Genomic DNA, 19,022 nt, shown 5'->3' on the forward strand with positions numbered 1-19,022 from the left:
CATGCGCGCTCTCACCACCGTGGCCTCCGCCCTCGTCTCGGCGCTAGCCGCGATCCTGGCCCCGCTCGTCGCAGCACCGGCGCCGGCCGCGGCGGAGGGCTTCCCGCTGCCGCTGCCGACCAACGTCGGGCAGCCGGCCGGCGCGAACGACTGGAGCTGCCGGCCGAGCGCGGAGCGACCCAGCCCCGTGGTGCTCGTCCACGGCACCTTCGGCGACCGGCGCAGCCTGCTCGACCCGATCTCCGCGGCGATGGTGGCCGAGGGCTTCTGCGTCTTCTCCTTCGACTACGGCAACCGGGGCACCGGCAAGGTGGAGGGCTCGGCCGCTCAGCTGAAGCGGTTCGTCGACCGCGTCCTGGAGGCCACCGGCGCCCGTCGGGTGTCGCTGGTCGGCCACTCGCAGGGCGGCATGATGCCGCGCTACTACATCAAGTTCCTCGACGGTGCCCGGTTCGTCGAGGACCTGGTCGGGCTGGCCCCGTCGAACCACGGCACCGACCTGGTCTTCGCGCCGGGCGACCCGATCCTCGGGTCGGGCCTGGGCGCGGTGTGCCGCAGCTGCCAGCAGCAGGGCACGGGCTCGGCGTTCCTGGCGACCCTCAACGCCGGCGACGAGACCCCCGGCCGGGTCGACTACACCCAGATCACCACCCGCTACGACGAGGTCGTGGTGCCGCACACGTCGGGCTACCTCGCCGAGGGTCCGCGCACCACCAACGTCACGATCCAGGACTCCTGCCCGGCCGACCTCGCCGAGCACCTGCTGATCCCGATGAGCCGCACCGCGATCGCGTGGACCTTGGAGGCGCTCACCCACGACGGCCCGGCCCGGCCCGAGTTCCGGCCCGTGTGCTGATGGCCGCGGGAACTCCCGCTGACGGTGCGACGTCCCAGGTCGAGTGACCCGCTCGTTCGCCCTCGCCGCTCTGACCGTCCTGCTCGTCGCAGGCTGCTCCGAAGACGAGCCCCGCGGACGGCCCGACGGCGAGCAGGGCCTCGGGTCGGTGACCCGGGTGCTGGGGCAGGTCGTCCGCGCGGACGCCGCTGCGATCAGCCCCGACGGTGAGTCGCTGGTGGCCGGATGCCTCGACGACCTGTGCGTCTGGAGCACCACCGACGGAGCGCTGCGTTCGCGCTGGGACGGCGGCTCCCTGGTGGCCTGGAGCCCCGATGGCGACCTGGTCGCCACCGACCTGCCGCTGTCCGCCGACGGTGCCGCCCCCATCGCACTGCTCTCGGCCCAGGACGGCTCGGTGGTGCGCGAGCTCACCGGCCATGCCCTGGAGGCTCCCGACGTCGATCAGGTCGGCGGGGGCCTGGCCGCGCTGGCGTTCAGCCCCGACGGCGACCTGCTGGCCAGCGCCGGCCCGGACGGCGTCGTGCGACTGTGGGCCGTCGACGACGGGGCCGAGGTCGCGGTCCTCGATGTTGCCAGTCGCACCCCCGACCAGGTGGCGTTCAGCTCCGACGGCGCGAGCCTCGCGGTCGCCGGGCCCGATGCCCCGCTCGAGGTGTGGGACGTCGCCGACGCGAGCCGGACCGCGACTCTGGACGCCGGACCGCAGGAGACCGTCGCCTTCAGCCCCGACGGCACGCTGCTGGTCACCGCCCCGAGCGACCCGGGGCCCGACGACACGCTGCAGGTCTGGCGCACCGCGACCTGGGAGCTCCACCGCTCCTTCCCTCGGGCGCTGGCCGCCTACCGGGTCGCGTTCTCGCCCGACGGGTCGACGCTGGCGATCGCCCAGACCGACGACGCGCAGGTGCTGCTGTGGCCGGTCGCCGGTGGGCGCCCCAGCCGACTCGCCGGGCACGACGAGGCACCCCGGTCGGTGTTGTGGGCACCCGACGGCGGCACCGTCTACAGCGTCGGCGGCACGGACGGCGTGCTGGCCTGGCGGTCGAGCTCGGGCCAGTTGGCGCAGCGCTTCGAACTGCCCGAGGAGCCGACCTCGTAGCCCAGCGCCTCAGGCTCGAGCGGCGTACGCCTTCAGCCGAGGGCCTACCCTGCCGACAGGAGGACCGGCGGCCGGGCGGGAGCCCGGCCCTGACCAGAGTGGAGGACCGTGGACCAGGACGGGCAGGACGCCGTCACCGTGGTCGAGGCTGCCTCCGACCCGGTCCGCGCCGTGCTCGAGACCGTGGGCGCGCTACTCGCCGACGACCTCGCCGTGCTCGTCACCGGCCCCGACGCCGACGCGCTCGGCCGGGTCGCCGCCGAGCTTCCCGCGCCACCGGCGGCCGATCCGCCGAGCGGACCCCACGCCTGGCTGCCGCTGCCGGTCCGCGGCGACTGCCCGCTCACCTCCGACGACCTGCGTCGCCTGGTCGTGCTCGAGTCGCGGCACACCCTCGAGCGGGAGCGGCGGTCGCGCCAGCGGTTCCCCGACGAGGACGAGGTGCCGACGGCCGACGAGGTGCGCGACCTCGCCGACCGGTCGGCCCGGGCCATGCTCGCCGCTCGCCAGCTCGACCCCAGCCTGCGCGACCTCCTCGACCGCCCCGACGCCGACGACCTGCTGCAGGCGATCCGCGACCTGAACGCCCGGCTCGGCGACGTTCTCGGCCGGGGGCGGCCGTGGGTGGTCCGGGCCGCCGACCGGGCGCTGGCCGACCCCGGTGCCTCGACCTGGGCCGAGCTGGCCGGGCAGGCCGGCAGCATCGACCGGGTGATCGCCGCGTACGCCGACCTGCGCGGCACCCGGATCGAGAACGCGACCACCGGCGACGCCGCCCTGCGCGCGATCAGCGCGCTCGCCGACCGGCTGGCCGACGGCGAGCAGCTGAAGCGGCGGTTCCGCAGCCGGGTGCAGCGCGCCGCCGCGCCGTACCTCGACGGGGTGCTCGTCGACGGCGAGCCGGTCACCGACGTCGCCGGCGTCGCCGCCGTCCGCACGCACCTCGAGGCGTGGGCCCAGACCGCCGCCCTGGAGGCCGAGCTCGCTCCCCTCGGGGTGCCGGTGCCGGCCGACGGCCCCCGCGAGACCGTGGTGGCCGAGCTGCTCGGCATCCGCGAGGCGCTGCGCGCCGTCGACCACCTGGTCGAGGCGGCCCGGCGGCTCGATGAGCTGCTCGCCTCCTCGTCCGGGGCGGCCGCGGCGTTCGAGCTGCGCTCGCTCGACGACGTCGACCGGGTCCGGTGGGCGGGCGACGCGCTGACCGCGGTCCGCGACGGTGAGCTCGCCCGGCGCGAGATGGAGGCGGCCGCCCGCACTCTCGCGGAGTCCGGGGAGCCGGCCGGCCAGGGCGAGGGCATGGAGCCCGCCCCGGAGCTGGCCGAGCTGGCGCTGTGCCTGCGCGCCGGCGACGCCACGGCGTACGCCGAGTGGCTGGGCAAGCTGGAGGTGGGCCGCCGCACGCATCGGCTCGCAACGCTGCGCAGTCAGCTGCGTGACCGGCTGGCCGCCGCCGCCCCGGGGCTGGTCGCCCAGCTCGACGCCGACTCGGCCGAGGAGACCTGGGCCCCGCGGATCGCTCAGTGGCCGCAGGCGTGGGAGTGGGCCCGCGAGGCGTCGGAGCAGCTGCCGCCCGCGCCCCCGCGGGTGCTTGGCCTCGACGACCTCGTGGCAGATCGTGCGCAGGCCTGCGGTGTCGACGTGGTGGTGCTCCACGACCCGGCCGGGAAACACGTCGAGGACCAACGACTGCGCGGCCTGGCGCCGCGGACCGTCGTCGTCACCGAGCCCACTGCCCGGCCCGAGGTGCCCGCCACCTCCGAGGCTCCGGTCCCCCCGGCTACACCCGCCGACCCGCGTGACGTCGTGCTCGCGCTGGCCGACCGTGGCCCCGTCTCCGGCGCCGAGGTCCGCGCCGCCACCGGCCTCAGCGCCGCCCGGGCCCGCACCCTGCTCAAGCGCCTGGTCGACGACGGCGAGCTCGTGCGCACCGGCGCGACCAGCGCCACCCGCTGGCACCGTCCCGCCCCTGAGTGACCCCACCGGGGGAGCTCGGGGGCCCGCTCCGCCGTGAGGAGGAGGTCTGATCATCCTGCGGGACCGGAGGCCGCTGGCCAGGTCGCGACTCCGGACCGAGGCGCCGAATGCCCCGCGTCCCTAGCGTTCGAGGTGTCGCGACCGCGCGGCGTGTACGGACGACGAGGGAGGGACCGTGACCACGGTCGAGCAGGACATGTCGGAGCCCCGGACCACCGGCCAGGTGGCCGCCCGCTGCGAGGGGCTGCGCAAGGTCTACGGCGAGGGCGAGACCGAGGTGGTCGCGCTCGACGCGGTGACCGTGGCGTTCGCCAAGGGGCGGTTCACCGCGATCATGGGACCCTCGGGGTCGGGCAAGTCGACCCTCATGCACGTGATGGCCGGTCTCGACGAGGCCACCGCCGGCCAGACCTGGATCGGCGAGACCGAGCTGACCACCCTCGGCGACAAGGGCCTGACCCGGATGCGCCGCGACATGGTCGGCTTCGTGTTCCAGTCGTTCAACCTGGTGCCGACGCTCTCCGCGCTGGAGAACATCACGCTCCCGATGGACATCGCCGGCCGCAAGCCCGACACCGCCTGGCTCGACACGGTGATCGACACCGTCGGCCTGCGCTCGCGCCTCTCTCACCGGCCCGCCGAGCTCTCCGGCGGCCAGCAGCAGCGCGTGGCCTGCGCCCGCGCCCTGGCCAGCCGGCCCGAGATCATCTTCGCCGACGAGCCGACCGGCAACCTCGACTCCCACAGCGGCAGCGACGTGCTGGCGTTCCTGCGGATGTCGGTGCGCACGATGGGCCAGACCGTCGTGATGGTCACCCACGACCCGGTGGCCGCGTCGTACGCCGACCGGGTGCTGTTCCTGGCCGACGGGCGGATCGTCGACGAGATGGCCGACCCCACCGCCGACCGGGTGCTGGAGCGGATGAAGGCGTTCGACCCCGCCTCTGCCAAGGAGGCGTGAGGTGCTGCGCAACGCGCTCCGCAACCTGCTCGCCCACAAGCTGCGACTGCTGCTCAGCGGCGCGGCCGTGGTCCTGGGCGTCGCGTTCATCGCCGGCACCCTGACCTTCACCGACACCCTCAACCGCACCTTCACCAGCCTCTTCGAGGACACCTCGGCCGACGTCAACATCACCCCGAAGGCGGCCTTCGAGACCGGCCTGGCCGGCACCGGCGTCACCTCGTCGGAGTCCTCGGTGCCCGAGTCGATGGTCGCCGAGGTCGCCGAGGTCGACGGCGTCGCGCTCGCGGCCGGGTTCGTGCAGGCCGAGGGCGTCTACCTGCTGGACCGCGACGGCGAGCCGGTCGGCACCGGCGGTGCGCCAGGCATCGGCACCAGCTGGGCCGAGACCGACGAGCAGCTCGGCATCGCCACGATGGTCGAGGGCGAGCCCCCGGTCGGTCGCGCCGAGATCGCCATCGACACCAACACCGCCGAGAAGACCGGCTACGGCGTCGGAGACCGGGCCGCGGTGCTCACCCCCGGGCCGCGGCTCGTCGCCGAGGTCGTCGGCGTGTTCAAGTTCGGCGACGACGGCGGCACCGCCGGTGCGGCGATCACCGCGTTCGACCTGCCCACCGCCCAGGAGGTGATGCTCGAGCCCGGGCAGCTGAGCGGCATCAGCGTCATCTCCGAGGACGACGTCTCCGACGACGTCGTCGCCGACCGGATCAGCGACGTCGTGGGCAGCGGCTACGACGTCAAGACCCGCGCCGAGCAGGTCGAGGACGGCGCGGCCGCGCTGGAGGAGGAGCTCTCGTTCATCAACACGTTCCTGCTGGTCTTCGCCGGCGTGGCGTTGTTCGTGGGCAGCTTCTTGATCCTCAACACCTTCTCGATGCTGATCGCGCAGCGCACCCGCGAGCTGGCCCTGATGCGGGCGCTGGGTGCCAGTCGCCGCCAGATCACCACCGAGGTCCTCGTCGAGGCACTGCTGCTCGGCCTGGCCGGCGCCACCAGCGGCCTGGCCGTCGGGTTCGGGCTCGCCTACGCACTCAAGGCGCTCTTCGGCCAGATCGGGCTCACCCTCGACGGGTCGCTGCGGCTGACCGTCGACGCGGTGGTGTGGTCCTACATCGTCGGCGTCGTGGTCACCGTGCTGGCGGCGTACCTGCCGGCGCGGCGGGCCGCCCGGGTCTCCCCGGTGGCGGCGATGCGCGCCGACCTGGTCACCCACTCGAAGCCGCTGCGGACCCGCACGCTGATCGGCGTGGCGCTGAGCGTCGTCGGGGTCGCCGCGCTGCTGGCCGTGACCCTGCCGGAGGAGGGCTCCGGGCTGCTGCTGGCCCTGGGCGCCGCCTGCCTGCTGCTCGCGGCGATCACGTTGAGCCCGGTGCTCGCCGTGCCGTTCGTCCGGTTCGTCGGGGTGCTGCTGCCCCGGCTCGCCGGCAAGACCGGCCACCTGGCCCGCGAGAACGCCCTGCGCAACCCGCGCCGGACCGCCGCGACGTCGTCGGCGCTGATGGTCGGGCTGGCGCTGATCACCGGCTTCAGCATCATCGGTGCCTCGGCCCGGGCCTCGGTCGACGAGCTGGTCGACGACGCGCTGGCCGCCGACTACGTGGTCTCGACCGCGATCGACCAGCCGTTCAGTCCCGACCTCGCCGACGACCTGCGCGAGATCGAGGGCGTCGAGTCGGTGACCCAGGAGCGGTACGGCGTCGCGCTCGTCGAGGGCGAGCAGGACTTCTTCGTCGCCTACGACCCGGCCACGATCGAGCAGGCGCTCAACGTCGAGATGGCGTCCGGAGACGTGCAGGGCATGGCCGGCAACGGGGTCCTGGTCTACGAGTCGGTCGCCGAGGACCGCGGGTTCGTGATCGGGGACGAGCTCGAGTTCGTGATGCCCAACGGGGAGAGCGCGGCGCTGGTGGTCGGCGGACTGCTCGACGACAACGCCCCGATCGGCCCCTACGTGATGTCGCTGGAGACCTACGACAGCACCGGCGGCGTCGCCGTCGACCGCTCGCTCTACGTCGACGTGGCCGACGGCATCGACGCGGCGGCGGTCAAGGCCGAGATCGCGAGCGCCGTCGACGCCTTCCCGATCGTCGACCTCAAGGACGCCGAGCAGTTCAAGGACGAGCAGCGCGGCCAGGTCGACCAGATGCTGATGCTGATCAACGCGCTGCTGGTGCTCTCGGTGCTGATCGCGGCGCTCGGCGTCGTCAACACGCTGGTGCTGTCGGTGATCGAGCGGACCCGCGAGCTGGGCCTGCTGCGAGCGCTGGGCATGAGCCGGCGGCAGGTGCGCCGACTGGTCCGCCTGGAGTCCGTGGTGATCTCGCTCTACGGCGCCGTGCTCGGTCTCGGGCTGGGCATCGTGCTGGGCTTCACGCTGATCCGGTTCCTGCGCGCCGACGGCCTCACCGAGACCGCCGTGCCGATGCTGCAACTGGTGCTGTTCCTGGTGCTCGGCGGGGTGATCGGCGTGATCGCCGCCGCGCTGCCGGCCCGCCGGGCCGGCCGGTTGAAGGTGCTCGACGCGATCGCCACGGAGTAGCCGACCGGTGGTCGAGCTTGCCGGCCGGTGGTCGAGCTTGCCGAGACCGCGGCACGTCCGGGCGTCGCTCCTCAGCGGAGCGGCGTCCGGAGCAGCACCACGGTGCCCGCGCCAGGACTGCTCCGGACCTCCAGCACGCCGCCGCACAGCCGCGCGCGCTCGCGCATCGTCTGCTGGCCGAAGCCGCCGGTGCTCACTGCCAGGTCGAAGCCGCGGCCGTCGTCGCTGACGGCGACCTCGACCCCGTGCCGGTCGGCGGAGACTCGCAGCTCGGCGCGGGTCGCGTCGGCGTGCTTGACGACGTTGTGCAGCGCCTCGCGCACCAGGCGGGGCAGGTGTTCGACCAGCGGAGCCGGCAGCGCGGGCAGTCGGGCCGGTGAGAAGGAGACGTCGACCGGCAGCCCGTCGAGGCGGGTCACGTCGGCGGCCACCGCCGTGAGCAGGTCGGCCAGGGTGGCGTCGACCGGGCAGTCCCGGCCGTGCCCCGGACGCAGCTCGGCGACCAGCTCGCGCAGCTCCGCGGTGGCCTGGCGGGAGAGCAGCTCCAGATCCTGGGCCGCCTCGCGCGCCAGGTCGGGGTCGTCTCCGTCGAGGGCACGCCGGATCACCTGGGCACGGGCGTGCAGCGAGAACAGCGCCTGGCTGACGGAGTCGTGCAGGTCCCGCGCGATCCGGCTGCGCTCGGCGTCGACCGAGCGCCGCGACACCTGGCGCCGGATCAGGTCGGCGCCGAGGGCCACTCCGGCCTGGTCAGCCGAGGAGCACCAGAACGCGACCTCCGCCTCCGAGGGGGCGATCAGGCCCGGCGGCAGCACCACCAGCAGGCAGCCCGCCAGGGCGCCCGCCGAGCGGAAGCCGATCAGCACCATCCCCGCCCACGGATCCCGCGACAGCGCCGGCGCCCACGCGGCGGTGCGCTCGCCGCGCCGCCACCGGTCGGCGGCGTCGGAGAGGTAGACGCTGCGGCCGCCGGCCAGGTCGTCGGTGCCCGGCAGGTCGGAGACCAGCGCCTTGCTCGCCGCCACCAGGTCGGCCAGCCCGGGGTCGGTGCCGGACGCGGCGGCGACCTCCAGCACACCCGAGCGGTCCTCGACCAACAGTGCTGCGGCGATCGCCCGGCTCCCTCCGGTGACCTCGCGGACCAGCGACTGCAGCACCTCGCAGCGGTCGACGCCCGACTCGTGCCAGCGCGCCGCAGTGGCGGCGGCGCGCTGGGCGCGGCGTACCTTCGTGGTCTCGTGGAAGATCGCCGGCGCCAGCTCGGTGCCGTCGGCGGCGCGCACGACGGTGCCCGACCACGTCATCTCGCGCTCGCTGCCGTCGGGGCGCACCACCGTGCTGACGTAGAACTCGGTGTCACCGGCGCGCTGGTCGGCCTCGAGGCGCAGCAGCACGTCGCGCTCATGCTCGGGGAAGTGCAACAGGTAGTCGCGGCCCTCCAGCTCCCGGAACGGCCGGCCCATCAGCGCCGCCCCGGCGGGGTTGAGGTAGACCCACGTGTGGTCGTCGCCGGTGACGCAGACGCCGTACGCCGTGGTCTCGATCAGGTCGATGAGTGCCTCGAGGCCGAGCTCTCGCAGGGTCGCTCGCCCGCGCGTCGTCACGACCTCCAGCCTCCCACCACTCCTCCTCGCGGATGAGGCGATCGGCGAAGATCGCCCGCCGGATCGAGGCATCTCGGGGCGGCGGCGGCCTAGCGTCGAGACATGAGCCCACCGCGCCGCCTGGTCCCCGCGGTGCTGCGGCGGCCGTTCGTCCAGGACCTGGTGTTGGCCCTCGTGCTCACCGGGTTCTCGCTGCACGCGCTGTGGCACGCGACGCCGGTGGTGGAGCTGGAGTTCCGTGAGCCCGACCTGCTGGGGGTGGTGCTGACCGTCGCCGGTGCGGGCGGTGTTGCGCTCCGAAGCCGGGCGCCGGTCACGAGCCTGCTGGTGACCGCCTTCGGCACGTTCGGCGTCGCCCACCTGGTCTACAGCCAGGGGATCGGCGGCTTCGCGCCGCTGTTCGCGCTCTACTCGGTCGCCGTCGGCAGGTCGTTCCGGACCAGTCTGGGGCTCACCCTGGTCACGGCCGGCGGGTTGAGCAGCGTGCTGGTGTTCGGCCCCTACGAGCCGACGCCGGGCGAGTGGGCGTCGAACCTGGTCGCCTGCCTGGCGGTCTGGACGCTGGGGCGCTCGGTGCGCACCCGCCGTCAGCACGCCCGGACCGTGGAGCTGCGCAACCTCGCGATGCAGGAGGTCCGGGAGGCCGAGACCAGGACGCTCCTGGTCGAGGAGCGCGCGCGCACCGTGCGGGAGATGCAGGACCTGGTGGCGCACCACCTCACCGAGGTCAGCGTGCAGATCGCGGCGGCCCGCCGGGTGCTGGCCCGCGACCCGGGCTCGGCCGAGGTCCTGCTGCAGGGAGCCGAGAGCACCGGTCGCGCGGCCCTGGAGGAGATGCGCCGGGCCGGGGGGCTGCTCGGGGCCGAGCCGGCCGCCTCGCTGCGGCCCCAGCCGACCCTCGACGACCTCGACGAGCTCGTCGCCAGCCAACGGGCCGCGGGCCTGCAGGTCGGCTACCGCCGCACCGGTCGGCTCGCCGGTGCCGCGCCCGGGCTGGAGCTCACCGTCTTCCGGCTCGTCGAGGAGGCGCTGCGCCAGATCCGCGGTCGAGCCGCCGCTGCCCCCTCCGGCCTGCCGATCGAGATCTCCCTCGACGCCCTCGACGGGGAGCTCGACGTGAGCGTGACCTGCGGTCCGGACCGGGACACCGTCAGCTGGGAGCACGAGCACGAGCACGAGGCGGAGGGGCTGCCGCTGCTGCTCCGGCTGCGGGCCCGCGCCGCGGCGTACGGTGGCGAGCTGAGCCTGGGCCACCGCCGCGACGGCAGCTTCCGGCTCTCCGGCCGGTTCCCGCTCGAACCGGTGACCCACCCCTCGCCCGGTGCCGGGCAGTGAAGGACGACATGACGATTCGGGTGCTGCTGGTCGACGACCAGCCACTGCTGCGCACCGGCTTCCGGCTGATCCTCGCCTCCGAGGACGACCTCGAGGTGGTCGGGGAGGCCGCCGACGGCGAGGTCGCGTTCGCCCAGGCCCAGGCGCTGAGCCCCGACGTGGTGCTGATGGACATCCGGATGCCGCGCCTCGACGGCGTCGAGGCGACCCGCCGGATCGTCGCTGCGCGCGGCGGCGACGGGCCGCCTCGGGTGCTGGTGCTGACCACCTACGACCTCGACGAGTACGTCGTGGAGGCGCTGCGGGCGGGCGCCTCCGGATTCCTGCTCAAGGACACCCCGGCCGAGCGACTGGTCGACGCGGTGCGGGTGGTCGCCGGTGGTGAGGCGGTCGTGGCTCCGGCGGTGACCCGCCGGCTGCTGGACCGCTTCGCGCGGCTGCTGCCCGCCAGCCACCCCGACGCCGGCGGGAATGCCGCCGCCGAGACGCTGACCGATCGGGAGCACGAGGTGCTGCTGCTGGTCGCCCGCGGCATGTCCAACGCCGAGATCGCGGCCGCCCTGGTCGTCAGCGAGACGACGGTGAAGACCCACGTGAGCAACGTGCTGACCAAGCTCGGCCTGCGCGACCGGGTGCAGGCGGTGGTGTTCGCCTACGAGGCGGGGCTCGTGACTCCTGGATGAACGCGTCCGGCTCGGTCGTGTCGTCGCCGCGTTGTCCGTGCGCCGTCCTAGCCTGGCTGCCTCGGCGGGACCAGTCAGCGACGAGGGAGAGGCCGATGGCGAGCCAGCGCGACGAGTGGGACGAGTCGACCGAGTCTGCCTGGCGTCGGTTCCGGGCCCGGCTGGCCGACCGGATCGCCGAGGTCGGCGCCGACGAGAGGGTGGTGGTGGGCCTCTCGCCCGACGTCGATCCCGGTGTGCGCCCGCTGCCGATCGTCTCGGTGGAGCTCCTCGACGCCGACACGCTCCGCGTCGAGGCACCCGCCGTGCGGGGGTTCCCGCAGGAGGTGCAGCGTCGCGAGGCCGACCGGGCCGCGGTGCTGGTGGTGACCGCGCTGCGTGAGGGGCGCGGCTGCCTGCACCCCTCGTTCCTCGACGCCGACGGTCTCGAGCACGACTCCGCGCCGTGGCCGCCGGCGGTGGCGGGCGTGCCTGCGCGGGCCGGCGACCCCGAGCCGCTCGCGGTCTTCGTCGACGACACCGACGAGCTGCAGGAGCGCGTCGACGCCGCGTTGGGGCTGATGTTCTCCCGCACGGTGCGCCACGACCCCGACGGCGACGTCCCGGTGGTGTGCGGGCGCTCGGTGCTCTACGTGCGGGTCGAGACCGACGAGCCGGTGGTGCGGCTCTACGCCGAGCTCGTGGTCGAGGTCGGCGACCTCGACCAGGCGCACCGCGAGGTGGGAGTGCTCAACCGGCGCTACCAGCACGCCAAGTTCTTCGTCCGCGACCGCGAGGTCGTCCTCGAGCACCGGCTCGGTGCGCAGCCGTTCGCGCCCGCCCAGCTGCGCGAGGCGGTCTCGCAGCTGTGCGACGACCTCGACGACCTGGCCGCCGACCTCGCCGACCGGGTGGCCGGACGTCGCTACCTCGACGATCCGCCGCCGCCGGCTGTGGTGGCAGATGTCGCAGTGACCGCCGACGACGTCCACCCCGGCATGGTGGCGCTCCTCGAGCTGCTGCACGAGGGGTCGGTGCCGGTCCCCGCGGTGGCCGACCTGTTCGAGCACGACCGGCTCGAGCTGATCCGCCACCTGGTCCGGGTCCGCACCGACCAGGAGTCCTGTGGTGACCACGACGCCGACGTGGTGCTCCGTCACCTGCGTCGGGCCCTGCGCTACGTCGTCGACGGTCACGTCGCGCCCGCCCACGTGGCCCCGCGCCGCGAGCAGCAGCTCTCACTGCTGCCCGAGGTCGAGAGCGACGAGCAGCTGCCGTTGGGCTGACCGGCGTCGCGGTGGTGCTCCGGGTGGGAGGGGTTTCGCGGCTGCGCCGCGATGTCTCGGGGTGTGGCCTCTCGCTGACCTGTCGCTCGGGGTGGTGTGGTCGCCGCTGCGCGGGGCTTCGTGGTGATGGTGAGGACCGGGGGCGTGTGTGGGTGGGGCGGGTCGGCTGCGCCGGAGGGGCCCGCTCGGCCAAACCGCCCGCTCCGCTCGTTCCTCACGGAGCGGGGGCCAGGCCCATCCACGGCCTCGGGGCCCCTCCGGCTCCGCCGCCCCACCCCGCCGCTGGGCGCCGGGCTCACCGACCGCGGGTGAGAGGGGGTTTCGCGGCTGCGCCGCGATGTCTCGGGCTGCCTGTCTGCGGGGTTGGTGACCCTTCGCTGACCTGCCACTCGTGGTCGATGTTCACCCGCTGACCCGTCACTTGTGGTCGATGGTGCCCCGCTGACCTGCCGCTCGTGGTGGGGGTGGTCGCCGCTGCGCGGGGCTTCGGGGTGCTGGTGAGCCTGGGGGTGGTTGTGGGTGGGGCGGGTCGGCTGCGCCGGAGGGGCCCGCTCGGCCAAACCACCCGCTCCGCTCGTTCCTCACGGAGCGGGGGCCAGGCCCATCCACGGCCTCGGGGCCCCTCCGGCTCCGCCGCCCCACCCCGCGCCCAGCACCGGGCTCACCGGCCGCGGGTGGGAGGGGTTTCGCGGCTGCGCCGCGATGGCTCGGGCTGCCTGTCTGCGGCGTTGGTGACCCTTCGCTGACCTGCCACTCGTGGTCGATGTTCACCCGCTGACCTGCCATTCGTGGTGGGTGAGGGGACGCTGACCTGTCGCTCGTGGTGGGTGAGGGGGTGTTGACCTGTCGCTCGTGGTGGGTGAGGGGGTGTTGACCTGCCGCTCGTGGTGGGTGGCAGGTCGTCTGCGCGGCGAGGTCTCGGCCCGGGCTCATCGGGCCGAGACCGCGCTGCGAGCTCAGGCGATCGTGACGCTGACGGTGTTCGAGCAGCTGGCGGCGTACTGGTTGAGCACGCTCTTCTCGGCGGAGTCGGCCGACAGCCCCCAGCGGATCTTCACCGCCACCCACTCGGCCACGTAACGGCACTTGTCGTAGGTGGGCAGCCAGGTGGCCGGGTCCTGGTCGCTCTTGGACTGGTTGACGTTGTCGGTGACCCCGACCAGGGTGCGGTAGTCGCCGAGGTCGTTGGCGAAGGCCTGGCGACGGCTGGTGCTCCATCCGCGCGCCCCAGAGCCCCATGCCTCGGCCAGCGGCACCATGTGGTCGATGTCGACATCGGAGGCCGCAGTCCACGAGACCCGGTCGTAGTAGGAGAACCAACGGCCGGTCGCGACCGTGCAGCTCCCGGAGGTCGTGAAGGTGATCGGGGCGTCGGGCTCGGCCTCACTGATCAGCACCTCGGCCCGGGTGCTCTGGCAGTCGCCGTTGGCATCGACCCAGTGCGGGAACAGGCTCCGGTCGTAGCCGGAGTTCTGCTCCGCAGCGGTCGGGACCGCGGCGACCGCCTGGGCCAACGACCCGGAGAACGACGCGGCGTGCGCTGGTGCGGTGGGCACCATGGGCAGGACGGCGGCCACCATCGCCAGGGCGGCCGCCGCGACGGCGCGGCGCGACCGGACGAGCATCCGCGAGACCGCCGGCTCAGTTCCAGATCGCATGGGCCCACTCCGGGTGATCGATGAACGGGTTGCGGTTGCCCTGGTAGTCGGTGTGGATGACGTCGTTGCGGCGCATCTCGAACGCGCTCGGTGGGTCCTGGGCGTTCCAGTCGAGCAGCACCGAGAGGCGGCCCAGCCGGGGCGCCGATCCGTTGCCGACCAGGTCGTTGACCTCGAGGTCGGGCCAGCCGTCGTCGCCCTCGTAGCGGATCGCCATGTAGAAGACCATCCGCGCGACGTCGCCCTTGACGGCGTCCCGCGGCTCGAAGGAGTCGCCGTCGGCGTAGTTCCCGGGGGCCTCGCCGACCTGGCTGCCGCCCTCGTCGAAGTCGAGGTTGCCGCGGGCGCCGTTGACGCTGACGTCGGTGGGCCGCAGGTGGTGCAGGTCGGTGCCGGGCCCGGTGGCGGTGCCGAAGCCACCGTGCGACTTGGCCCAGACGTGCTCCCGGTTCCAGTCGTCCGGGTCGCCGCCGTTGGCGGTCTTCGACTGCGACCGGCCGGTGTAGAGGAGGAGCACGTTGCTGCTGTTCGCCGGGTCCTCGTCGGTCTCCCGCAACGCCCCCCACACGGCGCTGTAGCTGAGCGCGGTGTGGTCGTCGATGATCGCGTGCAGCGCGTCGCGCAGCTGCTCACCGCTCTTGCCGATCGCCGAGGCGTAGTAGGTGGAGTCGTACTCACCGTCGCCACCGCCGGGTTCCGGCTCGGGCTCGGGGTCGCTTGAGCCGCCGGCCGGTGCGAACGCGGTGGCGCTCTTCAACCCGGGGTGGGAGAAGTACGCCGCCAGGGTGCCGGTCACGTCGATCCGGTCGCCCAGCAGGCCCGGGTTGGTCCGCAGCCCCCACTGGCTGCGGAAGGCCGAGGGGATCTGCACGTAGACCATGTCCGCGGTGTCGGTCTCGGCCGGGGAGTCGGCCAGCGCCAGCGCGTAGTCGTTGGGGAAGCCGCTGGTGACCACGGTGCTGGTCGCTGTGGGTTGGCCGACGACGTAGCCGCGGACGGTCGCCGACGAGCCGTCCTGGCGCGCCACGGCGGTGGCGACCGTCAGCTCCCCGGCCGCGGAGGTCGGGGAGGGGACGAGGACGACGGACAGCGCGAGCAGCAGGGAGAGCGCCAGGCCGGCCAGGGCGCCCGCCCGCGAACGGGGTGGTGTGGTGCGTGGTGGTGGGGTCCCGAGAGAGGTTGTCATGGCCCAGAGCCTGGCGGGGCCGGCCGCCGAGCGCGACCCGGCGCGCGGATCGGGGTTGTGAACGTTGTGTGACCGACGGCCCGTCCGGGGCCGGCCCGTCGTCCTCGCCCGCCGACTAGACTGCCCCCGATGAGTGCCGAGGACTACTGCGAGCTCTGCGACCTGCCGCGATCGACCTGCATCCACGGCAACCCGCCGGCGCCACCGGCGGAGAAGAAGAAGCCGGAGCCGAAGCCGCGAGCCAGCGCCGTACGCCGCTCCAGCACCACGACCCGGGCCACGTCCGGTTCGTCGTCCGGTGGCTCCCGGTCGTCGGCGGCGACCAGCGCCCCCACCCGCCGGGTCCAGCACCGATGGACCCCGCCCGACGCGCTGCGCTCGCACATCCTCGAGGTGCTGCGGGCCGCCGGCGGCGAGCTCGACGCCGACGACGTCTTCCTCGAGCTGGAGATCCGGCTCGAGGAGTCGTTCCTGCCCGGCGACCAGGAGCTCACGCCCGAGGGCGAGCTGCGGTGGCGCTTCGCCGCCCGGCGGGCGCGGCAGGCGATGGTCTCCGAGGGACTGATGGCCAAGGGGCGGCCCGGTGTCTGGGAGCTCACCGCGGCCGGCCACACGCACGTCGACCCGCTGGGGTAGGACCCCTGTTGGACCGGGCCGCGCACAAAGTGGCTCAAATTTCACTCAAGTTGGTGCCGATCCGTTCCGTTCCGCCCCCACGGCGACGTAGAGTTCTTCTTGACCCCGCTGGTGACCCGAGACGCCAGCGGGGTCATTCACATTTGGCCGAGGTTGAGGCACGCTCACCTCCGCCCTTTTTTCCGGCCGGCCGCGCTGTCTGCAAGATCGCCCCCGCCGGCCCCACCCGGTGGCCTATACAGGTGTCGTGGCAACGGACCGACCCCCGCACCGGAGTCGACTGGCGCAGACCAGTTCCTCAAGGTTGCCCCAAGTTGAGCCGTTCGGCCGACGCACCTCGTCGCTCGTGCCTACAGTCCAATCGACCCCGCTGGTGACCCGAGACGCCCGCGGGGTCTTTTCTTTTGCCCGGAGTGGGCCTGCCTCGAGAGGGAACAGATGAGTCAGCGAAGCGCCGTGCGGCGACGGATCGGGCTGGCGGGGCTGGCCACCGCCCTGCTGTTCGGGGGAGTGGCCGCCGGCGGCACCGCCGGGGCCACCCCCGACCCGGGCAGCGGCCACCAGACCACTGAGAGCACCGCGGCCCGCCTGGCCGGTGACGCCCGCGGCGTCTGGACGGTCACCACGGAGGGCCCCGGCAGCCACCGGCTGACCTGGCGCTCGCCCGCCCCGCTCCCGGTCACCGACGCCGCGCCGGAGTTCTGGCTCGACGGCGAGCTGCTACCCCGGCCGAGCCTCGCCGCCGACGGGCGCACGCTCACCCTGCTGGTGGGTGCCGACCAGGCGCCGCGCGTCGACCAGCTCCAGGTGCGGCTCTCCGGCCGGGTCCTCGACTCGACCGCACAGCCGAGCGCCCGCGGTGCCGCCACGGCGTACCAAGCTCCCGACCCGGGCCGCCCGCTCGACGTCGACCCGGGCGAGCCCGGCCCCTACGGCGCCTCCGAGGCGACGAGCTACGAGCTGGCCGGCCTGCCCTTCCCCGGCTACAGGTCGCCGATCGAGATGGAGGGACAGGTCGTCCTGCCGACCGGGCTCCCCGAGGGCGCCGAGGCCCCGCCACTGGTGCTCTTCCTGCATGGGCGGCATGCCACGTGCTACGACGGGCGCGCCGTGGACATGGCCTGGCCGTGTGAGTCAGATCTGCAACCGATCCCGAGCGAGCGTGGCTACACCTACGTGCAGCAGCTGCTGGCCACCCAGGGCTACGCCAGCGTCTCGATCGCGGCGAACGGCATCAACGCCCAGGACTGGAAGTCGCCCGACGGCGGCGCCGAGGCCCGCGGGCTGCTGGTCCAGGCACACCTGGACCACTGGGCCGAGCAGGTGGCGGCCGGCGAGTACGACGTCGACCTGCAGCGGGTGGTCCTCGTCGGGCACTCCCGCGGCGGTGAGGGCGTCAACCAGGCGAGCATGACGATCCCGCTGTCCGCGCCCTATCGCGTGGTCGGCCAGGTGCTGATCGCGCCGACGGCGTTCGCGCGGGCGGTCGCGTCCTATGTGCCGACTGTGACGCTGCTGCCCTACTGCGACGGCGACGTGATCGACCTGCAGGGGCAGGCCTACACCGACCGGGCCCGCGACGTCGTCGGCGACGACACCGCGCTGCACAGCTCGGTGCTGGTGATGGGCGCCAACCACAACTACTTCAACACCGAGTGGACCAAGGGCATCTCCGCGGCGCCGTCCGACGACGACGGTGCCTGGAGCGGCAAGATGTGCCGCAAGGGCACCGAGATGCGGCTGACCGCGAAGGAGCAGCGGGCGGTCGGACAGGCCTGGATCGCCGGCGCCGCCCGGCTGATGGCCGGCGGTGAGGACGAGCTGCTGCCGATGTTCGACGGCAGCGACGTCGAGGTCGCCTCCGCGGGCGACGCCGACGTCCGCAGCCACGCGGTGGGCCTCGGCCGCGACCTGCGTCGCCCCGGGTTCGAGGCCAGCATCGACCCGGCCGACATCTCCAACCCCGGCATGGTCAGTGAGCTGTGCCAGGGCCGGATCGGACGCAAGGCCGCCTTCTGCGGCCAGGGCGCCTCGTCGGTGGCGGCCCCGCACTGGGTCGACAGCGGCCCGTGGACCAAGGGCATGCCGACCGCCCCGGCCTGGCACCTGGCCTGGCAGAACCAGGGACCCTATGCCTGGATGGGCCTGGGTGCGGGCGGTTGGGACGTCAGCGGCGCCGAGGCGCTCGCGCTGCGCACGGTCGTCGCGAACGAGACCGGTCCGCTGACGGTCCGCGCGATCCTGCGCGACGGGTCGGGCGAGGAGGCCGCGGTCGAGTTCGAGAACGCCGGCCAGCTGGCCCCGTTCCCGGGCCGCAACCCGCTCGGCAAGCTGTGGGCCCAGGAGCTGCGGCTCCCGCTCACCGACGTCGGCGACGTGGACCTCACCGACCTGCGGCGGATCGCCCTCCAGGGCATGTCGCAGGACGGCGAGCTCTGGGTGCTCGAGGTCGCGGCGGTCACCGACGGCGTGCCCGCGCTCCAGGACCGGCGGCTGCCGCTCGTGGTGGCCGAGGACACCAAGGTCCAGGAGGGCGACGGCGGCCCGACGACCGCCGCGCTGAGCTACCGCGTCCTGGGCGAGCTCACCCGTGACGCGCTGCTCAACGTGCGGATCAGCGACGAGTCGGACTGGGAGAACCCCGGGGAGCTGCGCCAGGTGACGATCCCGGCCGGCCAGACCGAGGGCACCATCGAGGTCGAGTACGACGCCGACACCCGCGACGACGTGCGCCGTCGTCCGATCAGCATGACGCTGTTCGGCGTGCACGACGCGATGCCGGGCCGGTCGAAGCCGGTCCTGACCATCCTCGACGACGACCCCGACCCGAAGGCGACCGTGCGCGCGGCCCGCACCCGGATCGTTGAGGGTCAACGGGCGACCTGGCGGCTGCGGCTCTCCGCGCCGGTCGACTACTACGTCAGCAGCAACGCCAAGCTGGTGGCCAGCAGCAGCCCGCTGACCGTGGGTGACCTGCCGCGGCGCTGGGTCAAGAAGTACCTCTACGAGGTGCCGCCGCCCGGCACACCGTTGCACAAGGCCGGGCTCTGGCTGCCCATGGACGTGCAGGGCACGCGGGGATCGGTCTCGATCCCGGTGCGCGCCGACGGCGTGAAGGAGGGGCCGGAGACGGTCAGCCTCCGGATCCGGGTGCGGGGTCCTAATGGGAAGTTGATCGAGCCGACGACGGTCACGGTGACGGTCCGCGACCGCTGACCCG

13 protein-coding genes are annotated in these 19,022 nt (G+C 73.8%); 10 read left to right on the forward strand and 3 right to left on the reverse strand.

Annotated elements, in window-relative coordinates; all coding sequences use genetic code 11:
• Position 1 precedes the first annotated feature (1 nt).
• The 5 genes from D6B71_RS07915 to D6B71_RS07935 all read left to right on the forward strand — a co-directional run bounded on the left by D6B71_RS07915 (position 2) and on the right by D6B71_RS07935 (position 7,435).
• Complete coding sequence (locus D6B71_RS07915) at positions 2-856, forward strand: esterase/lipase family protein (RefSeq protein ID WP_121253721.1); 855 nt, start codon at positions 2-4, stop codon at positions 854-856.
• Positions 857-899: 43 nt separating this feature from the next.
• Positions 900-1,958 carry a WD40 repeat domain-containing protein gene (locus D6B71_RS07920; protein ID WP_121253723.1) on the forward strand — a complete coding sequence of 353 codons (1,059 nt, stop codon included), beginning with the start codon at positions 900-902 and terminating at the stop codon, positions 1,956-1,958.
• Positions 1,959-2,066: 108 nt separating this feature from the next.
• Positions 2,067-3,932: a hypothetical protein gene (locus D6B71_RS07925; protein WP_121253725.1), complete on the forward strand. Its 1,866-nt coding sequence runs from the start codon at positions 2,067-2,069 to the stop codon at positions 3,930-3,932.
• A 196-nt stretch (positions 3,933-4,128) separates the two neighbouring features.
• Positions 4,129-4,893, forward strand: a complete 765-nt coding sequence (locus D6B71_RS07930) for an ABC transporter ATP-binding protein (RefSeq protein ID WP_121253939.1) — start codon at positions 4,129-4,131, stop codon at positions 4,891-4,893.
• Between the two features lies 1 nt (position 4,894).
• A complete protein-coding gene (locus D6B71_RS07935; protein ID WP_121253727.1) occupies positions 4,895-7,435 on the forward strand; it encodes an ABC transporter permease in 2,541 nt (846 codons plus the stop codon).
• Positions 7,436-7,506: 71 nt separating this feature from the next.
• Here D6B71_RS07935 and D6B71_RS07940 read toward each other — a convergent pair whose 3' ends face one another.
• Positions 7,507-9,039 carry a PAS domain-containing sensor histidine kinase gene (locus tag D6B71_RS07940; protein WP_164519575.1) on the reverse strand — a complete coding sequence of 511 codons (1,533 nt, stop codon included), beginning with the start codon at positions 9,037-9,039 and terminating at the stop codon, positions 7,507-7,509.
• A 102-nt stretch (positions 9,040-9,141) separates the two neighbouring features.
• Between D6B71_RS07940 and D6B71_RS07945 the strand changes: the two genes are divergently transcribed.
• The 3 genes from D6B71_RS07945 to D6B71_RS07955 all read left to right on the forward strand — a co-directional run bounded on the left by D6B71_RS07945 (position 9,142) and on the right by D6B71_RS07955 (position 12,322).
• Positions 9,142-10,374: a sensor histidine kinase gene (locus D6B71_RS07945; RefSeq protein ID WP_121253731.1), complete on the forward strand. Its 1,233-nt coding sequence runs from the start codon at positions 9,142-9,144 to the stop codon at positions 10,372-10,374.
• Between the two features lie 8 nt (positions 10,375-10,382).
• Positions 10,383-11,057, forward strand: a complete 675-nt coding sequence (locus tag D6B71_RS07950) for a response regulator (protein WP_121253941.1) — start codon at positions 10,383-10,385, stop codon at positions 11,055-11,057.
• A 95-nt stretch (positions 11,058-11,152) separates the two neighbouring features.
• A complete protein-coding gene (locus D6B71_RS07955; protein WP_121253733.1) occupies positions 11,153-12,322 on the forward strand; it encodes a T3SS (YopN, CesT) and YbjN peptide-binding chaperone 1 in 1,170 nt (389 codons plus the stop codon).
• Positions 12,323-13,278: 956 nt separating this feature from the next.
• On the opposite strand, the gene D6B71_RS07960 is transcribed toward D6B71_RS07955, so the two are convergent.
• Entirely contained in the window at positions 13,279-13,980 is a 702-nt protein-coding gene (locus D6B71_RS07960) for an HNH endonuclease family protein (RefSeq protein WP_240641209.1), read from the reverse strand.
• Positions 13,964-15,166 (reverse strand): endonuclease, encoded by a 1,203-nt coding sequence (locus D6B71_RS07965; protein WP_121253737.1) that lies wholly within the window; start codon positions 15,164-15,166, stop codon positions 13,964-13,966. The genes D6B71_RS07960 and D6B71_RS07965 overlap by 17 nt, the downstream gene beginning before the upstream one ends.
• A gap of 129 nt (positions 15,167-15,295) precedes the next feature.
• On the opposite strand from D6B71_RS07965, the gene D6B71_RS07970 reads away from it, so the two are divergent.
• Positions 15,296-15,802 (forward strand): hypothetical protein, encoded by a 507-nt coding sequence (locus D6B71_RS07970; RefSeq protein WP_121253739.1) that lies wholly within the window; start codon positions 15,296-15,298, stop codon positions 15,800-15,802.
• Between the two features lie 438 nt (positions 15,803-16,240).
• Positions 16,241-19,018: an alpha/beta hydrolase gene (locus tag D6B71_RS07975; protein WP_126688205.1), complete on the forward strand. Its 2,778-nt coding sequence runs from the start codon at positions 16,241-16,243 to the stop codon at positions 19,016-19,018.
• Positions 19,019-19,022 lie beyond the last annotated feature (4 nt).

This window comes from Nocardioides ferulae, assembly GCF_003660455.1.
Taxonomy (GTDB): domain Bacteria; phylum Actinomycetota; class Actinomycetes; order Propionibacteriales; family Nocardioidaceae; genus Nocardioides; species Nocardioides ferulae.

What these genes read in the sequence shown, in the direction of transcription:
- D6B71_RS07915 (WP_121253721.1), top strand. Translation starts at nt 2, where the DNA reads ATGCGCGCTCTCACCACCGTGGCCTCCGCCCTCGTCTCGGCGCTAGCC.
- D6B71_RS07930 (WP_121253939.1), top strand. Translation starts at nt 4,129, where the DNA reads ATGTCGGAGCCCCGGACCACCGGCCAGGTGGCCGCCCGCTGCGAGGGG.
- D6B71_RS07945 (WP_121253731.1), top strand. Translation starts at nt 9,142, where the DNA reads ATGAGCCCACCGCGCCGCCTGGTCCCCGCGGTGCTGCGGCGGCCGTTC.
- D6B71_RS07950 (WP_121253941.1), top strand. Translation starts at nt 10,383, where the DNA reads ATGACGATTCGGGTGCTGCTGGTCGACGACCAGCCACTGCTGCGCACC.
- D6B71_RS07955 (WP_121253733.1), top strand. Translation starts at nt 11,153, where the DNA reads ATGGCGAGCCAGCGCGACGAGTGGGACGAGTCGACCGAGTCTGCCTGG.
- D6B71_RS07960 (WP_240641209.1), bottom strand. Translation starts at nt 13,980, where the DNA reads ATGCGATCTGGAACTGAGCCGGCGGTCTCGCGGATGCTCGTCCGGTCG.
- D6B71_RS07965 (WP_121253737.1), bottom strand. Translation starts at nt 15,166, where the DNA reads ATGACAACCTCTCTCGGGACCCCACCACCACGCACCACACCACCCCGT.
- D6B71_RS07970 (WP_121253739.1), top strand. Translation starts at nt 15,296, where the DNA reads ATGAGTGCCGAGGACTACTGCGAGCTCTGCGACCTGCCGCGATCGACC.
- D6B71_RS07975 (WP_126688205.1), top strand. Translation starts at nt 16,241, where the DNA reads ATGAGTCAGCGAAGCGCCGTGCGGCGACGGATCGGGCTGGCGGGGCTG.